Origin of the sequence: Bacteroides sp. 224, from assembly GCF_010500995.1 — a bacterium.
Lineage (GTDB): Bacteria > Bacteroidota > Bacteroidia > Bacteroidales > Bacteroidaceae > Bacteroides.
In genome coordinates this window covers 1-5147 of record NZ_QVMK01000069.1, presented here as the reverse complement: position 1 = coordinate 5147, position 5147 = coordinate 1, and the positions used below count along the sequence as shown (strand labels likewise).

Genomic DNA, 5147 nt, shown 5'->3' with positions numbered 1-5147 from the left:
AGAAGAAAAAGACTAATTTTACATCGCCATCAGTATAAGACAGGAAAGTGAACGGGTATCACCGTTTTTTGTGGGTGGATATCAACCGTTTTCGCCAATGAACCGGAAACCCATTTGCATCCAAATGCAATTACTCAATTAATGAATACTATATATGAATTAGTTGAAGAATTTCAGTCATATTGTATTATTGCTACTCATTCACCTCTTGTCGTTCGAGAACTTTTTTCCAAAAATGTTTATGTTTTGGATAGAGAAGATACATCTTTGTCTATAAGGCGTATTCCATTGGAATCATTTGGCGAAAATTTAAGTGTACTTACAGAAGAAATATTTGGAAATAAAGGGATTCCAAAGCAACATAAGAAGATTTTAAGAGAATTAGTCGATTCCGGAAAGCCTTATGAAGAAATAATATCTTTGCTGGAATTTGATGAAATCCCATTGAGTTTAAATGCCCGAATTTTTATTAAAAGTATGATTAATAAAAAGAATAACGCTTTATTATGAGAAATTTGCAACATTATACTGACGATGCTTTTGAATTTCATAAAGAAGTTCTCAAAAGTAAAAACACAACGAAGAAAGACCCATCATATAAAGAGCGTATTGAGAATATGGATGATGCTATTGAAGGTCAATTCTCTGCATATAATGACAATTTTGTTCGAAACACTTTGGAAAACATTGATAGTTATGGACACACAGATGATGAGAAAAATGATTTATTAAAGCTATACTCATATAAAAACTCTGTAATTAAGAATTTGAAGGTCAAAATTACTACTACTGCTGCTAATAGAATTATTAATACTTGTCCAAATTGTACTATCAGTGAAATAAATTCTTTTGACCATTACTTACCTAAGGATGAATTTCCTGAATTTGTAGTTAATCCCCAAAATCTTTTCCCAAGCTGTACTATTTGTAATGGATATAAAAATTATATTTGGATTGAAGGTGGTAAAAGAGTTTTTCTTAATCTGTATCTTGACTCATTACCTGCCGAACAATATCTGTTCGTGAATTTAGCTATTACTGGAGATGTTATAACAACAACGTTTTATTTGCAAAACAACGGTGATATTAATAATGATATTTTTGAAATTATTGAAACTCACTATAACAAACTCCATTTGCTTGAACGGTTTAGTGCTAACATTAATGAAGTAATAACATCATTAGAAAACACAATAATTTCGTTTGTTGGCAAATTACCTTTAGACGAAATAAAAGATTCAATTATTGAAAAAAGTAACCGAGATAGAATTGCTTTTGGTCATAATTATTGGAAATCTATATTAGAAATTGAGTTGGCGAACTGCGTTGAATATATGAATCGTTTTGTTACAATAGACTAAGATATAGGTTCTGTACTCAATGCTCCATCAAAAAAATATCTATCTAAATAATTGAGTATCTTATTTGCCTCTCCAATGCCACCGCAACAGTCAGGTTCTCTACAAATTGTGATAAATGAAGCTCTGTCTAATAAGCTTTCCATAAAGAATCTCGCATTATGGCTTTCAATATATTCTTTTCTGAAAATATCCTCAGGCCATGCGTATGTTTTTTCTCGACATTCAGTCGTGAAGCAATCTAAATCAAAATCTAAAATAAAGGGCTTAATATCTTCTCCATCAAACCGACTTTGATGATATTGCATAATATCACGAACATTTTGATAATACGGCTCCTTTATAATACTATCACCTAAACAACCCCTATTATTAAGACTATATTGCAGATGTGAGATACTATATAACTCATGTTCTACTCCATCTTCTGATTTATATCGACCATTCATATCTTGAATATGATGATTCTCTTCCTGTCCGATTAAGATAGCATTTTTAATTAAATCTAATTCCATTCCGGTCAATAGCCAATCATCGTCTAATACTCCTAAATCAAATTCGACAAAAGACCAAAACTGCTTACTTGTTGCTTCCGATAAATCTTTAACACCCATCCGTTCTAATAACTGGCTTTTAGGCAAAAGAGTACAAGCATCATCGTGAAGGTCAAAATAAATAAGATTGGGAGTTTCTGCAAATTCACCAAGTTTTTTCGCTTCAAAAAGTATGTTTAAAAGAGTTCGATGGTCGTCATAAAGAACTATATGTTTACCACGAAATGTATATGTATTGATGTTTGTACGCCACGATAATTCATGTAATTTACTCATAATTTATCTTATTTTTTGTGCATTATCTAATCTTCTATGACAGTATGAAATCATTGATAATATTTCAAGCGCATCTTGTTCTGTAATCTCCCAGCTGATTTTTGGTTCGTGTGCTTCGGGATTACGAAACATCCCACATAAACCTTTTAGAATATTACAAAACCCTTTATGTTCGTCCTGTTCCGATTTTGACTGATAGTTATTTATTATTAATATAGGGGTACTACTGAAAACATATTCAATTAGTCTATTCCCATCGTCATTATGCAAGGATAAATCCCTAATTCTCTGAAACAGTCCTTTGTTGGCTTCAAAAACAGAGTGAAAGTAATTATTTGCTAATAGTTCTGCTTTGCAGTATTTGAAAATATCGGTATGTGCTTTTCTTTGTTCCAACTTCGTTTTCAAATCATCAGCCTTTCTTTGGGCTTCGGAAATTGTGGTTGCCTGTGTAATTTCACTAAACTTACCATTATCATTAAATTGGTATCCTATAAAACTTAATTGTTGATTTATCAGATTTCGTTTTTCTGTAAATACTTCGGGGCAATCAACATACTTCGCTGGTGCTAATGCTAATGCAATAAAATTCAGAATAGAATTTGAACATTGATTTGTATTCTGATAGTTCGCAAATGCGCTATACAACCTTCTCCATTTTGTTAGTGCTGGTTCTATATCTGTTATTTGACTTTGCATTAATAAGTATTGGATTTCACTACCCGTTAGTCCCTCATTTGTATCACCTAATATTTTAGAAATAACTTCTAACGTTGGCTGCGTGAAACACTTTCTTCTTGTTGCCATAATTACATTTTGAATAATGGTGCAAATTTAACAAAAACAAAGGATATAACCGTCTTTGTGTTTGGGAATAAGACAAATAAGGTCATATGCAGCCACCTAACGCCACGTTCCTATATATATACTATTTCATCCTTACTTTTAATTCGATAAGTTTTTTATTAACCATTAAAAATTAAAGTCATGGATGTAAATTCAAACAACAAGTCCGGCTCTGATGAACAGATGATGGACATTCTTCTTGTCTTTGACAAGGAAAAGAAAACGATTAATGCCGTAAAAGGTATTGATGAAAACGGGGAACTGCAAACCGTTCCGCCGAAACAGGAGCATAACAACGATTTCCTGAAAGTGGATAAGCAGGGTAACGCACTTGAAAATTTCTTGAAGAACTTTTTCAACCAGCTAAAAGACCCGACCCGTTTCAGTTTCTTCAAAGTAGCACCCGAAGATACGGAACGGACGGTAAAAATCATTCAGGAGAATATCAAGAATCCGACACCTGCTGCGGATGAAATGCTTGATAAAATCCGTATCGAGCCTAAAGACCTGAAAATGGAAAATCCGAAAGAATCCACAGCACAGGAGCAGAAGCCCGATACGAATAAGTATTTCATCGACCCTAACAAAATCAACTGGGACGACCTAAGAAATCTGGGTATTACCAAAGAACAGCTTGAAAAATCAAAGGCTTTAGAACCTATGCTGCGGGGATATAAGTCACCTTCTACCTTTCCGATTGAAGCCAACTTCGGGTCAATGGTAATGAAAACGGATGCCCGTCTTTCGTTTCGTCCGGACAGTGATGGGAATGTGGTATTGGCTATTCATGGTATCCGTAAAGAACCGGAACTTGACCGTCCGTTCTTTGGACACCAGTTTACCGATGAAGACAAAAAGAATCTCCGGGAAACTGGAAACATGGGTCGGATTGTTGATGTGAAAAACTACCGTACAGGTGAACTTGTACCTTCTTTTATCAGCATCGACAAACAGACCAACGAACTGGTATCCATGAAGGCTTCGTCCCTCAAACTCCCTGATGAAATAAAAGGCGTTAAGCTGGATGAAAAACAAAAAGCTGCCCTGATGGAAGGTAAAGCGGTATTTCTTGAAAATATGATTTCCGCCAAGAACAAGCCCTTTTCTGCCTTTGTTCAGGTCAATGCGGAAAAACGCAGCCTTGAATTTATCTTTCCCGAAAAAGAGCAAAAGCAAACCCAGCAACAGGGACAACAGCAAAGAAACGACCAGCCCGAAGGGGTGCGTATTCCCAAATCCCTTGCAGGAGTGGAATTATCCGACAAACAGCAAGCTGATTTGCGGGCGGATAAAACCATTTATGTAAAAGGACTGAAAGATAAAGAAGGTCAGGAATATAACGCCTATGTAAAGGTAAACCATGAAAAAGGGAAGCTGGATTTCTACAAATTCAATCCTGATAAAGCGAAAGAGAAAGCCAAAGAAATAACCCCTGCCAACGAACATAAAACACAGGTAGCGGTCAATTCCGAAGGCAAAACGAACGAAGCGACCAAGCATACGAAAGAACCTTTGAAGCCCGGACAGGCTACACCTACCGGGGAACAGAAGAAAAAGTGGGAAGAAAAGAAAGAAGAGCAAAAAACAGACAAACCTAAAAAGTCGCAAGGTCGCAAAATGAAATAATTATTAACCACAAAAATCCAATTATATAATGATAGCAGTAATAGCAGAAAAACCCAGTGTGGCAAGGGATATAGCCACCGTACTGGGTGCAACGCAAAAGAATGATGGGAACATTTCAGGTAACGGATACATCGTTACCTGGGCGTTCGGTCATTTGGTAGGACTTGCCATGCCTGATGCCTACGGAATCGAAAACTTCAGGCGGGAAAATTTACCCATACTACCGCAGTCGTTCCAGCTTATTCCCCGTCAGGTAAAAACCGACAAAGGATATAAGCCTGATAGCGGAACGGTTAAGCAACTCAAGGTTATCAAAGAAGTATTCGACCAGTGCGATAAGATTATCGTTGCGACTGATGCCGGAAGGGAAGGTGAACTGATATTTAGGTAGTGCGCCCATAAGGCTGCATAATAAATATCTCTTTAGCAAGAGATTGGGTTCGTGTTCTTTGAGATAACAACCTACCACCAACCGACTTATCCGGAG

The 5147-nt window shown here is 36.1% G+C and carries 5 protein-coding genes and 1 pseudogene; 4 read left to right on the top strand and 2 right to left on the bottom strand.

All coding sequences use genetic code 11. The features are described 5' to 3' along the window. Positions 1–57: 57 nt before the first annotated feature. Together D0T60_RS18250 and D0T60_RS18245 are read left to right on the top strand one after the other, a co-directional pair. Positions 58–510: an AAA family ATPase gene (locus D0T60_RS18250; protein WP_370524909.1), complete on the top strand. Its 453-nt coding sequence runs from the start codon at positions 58–60 to the stop codon at positions 508–510. Beyond that, a complete protein-coding gene (locus tag D0T60_RS18245) occupies positions 507–1361 on the top strand; it encodes a hypothetical protein (RefSeq protein WP_163219876.1) in 855 nt (284 codons plus the stop codon). Before D0T60_RS18250 ends, D0T60_RS18245 begins: the two co-directional genes overlap by 4 nt. Here the strand turns inward: D0T60_RS18245 and D0T60_RS18240 are convergent. Next, positions 1358–2188, bottom strand: coding sequence for a hypothetical protein (locus D0T60_RS18240; RefSeq protein WP_163219873.1), 831 nt, complete (start codon positions 2186–2188; stop codon positions 1358–1360). The two genes, D0T60_RS18245 and D0T60_RS18240, sit on opposite strands and share 4 nt — an antisense overlap. Before the next feature lie 3 nt (positions 2189–2191). Next, entirely contained in the window at positions 2192–2995 is an 804-nt protein-coding gene (locus tag D0T60_RS18235) for a TIGR02391 family protein (RefSeq protein WP_163219871.1), read from the bottom strand. Positions 2996–3175: 180 nt separating this feature from the next. On the opposite strand from D0T60_RS18235, the gene D0T60_RS18230 reads away from it, so the two are divergent. Both D0T60_RS18230 and D0T60_RS18225 read left to right on the top strand, forming a co-directional pair. Then, positions 3176–4660: a DUF3945 domain-containing protein gene (locus D0T60_RS18230; RefSeq protein ID WP_163219869.1), complete on the top strand. Its 1485-nt coding sequence runs from the start codon at positions 3176–3178 to the stop codon at positions 4658–4660. A gap of 28 nt (positions 4661–4688) precedes the next feature. Next, a pseudogene (locus D0T60_RS18225) lies at positions 4689–5048 on the top strand (toprim domain-containing protein); the annotation flags it as partial. Between the last annotated feature and the right edge of the window lie 99 nt (positions 5049–5147).

Excerpts from the sequence above, each read along its gene's own strand:
- D0T60_RS18230 (WP_163219869.1), top strand. The coding sequence starts at position 3,176 with ATGGATGTAAATTCAAACAACAAGTCCGGCTCTGATGAACAGATGATG.
- D0T60_RS18245 (WP_163219876.1), top strand. The coding sequence starts at position 507 with ATGAGAAATTTGCAACATTATACTGACGATGCTTTTGAATTTCATAAA.
- D0T60_RS18235 (WP_163219871.1), bottom strand. The coding sequence starts at position 2,995 with ATGGCAACAAGAAGAAAGTGTTTCACGCAGCCAACGTTAGAAGTTATT.
- D0T60_RS18240 (WP_163219873.1), bottom strand. The coding sequence starts at position 2,188 with ATGAGTAAATTACATGAATTATCGTGGCGTACAAACATCAATACATAT.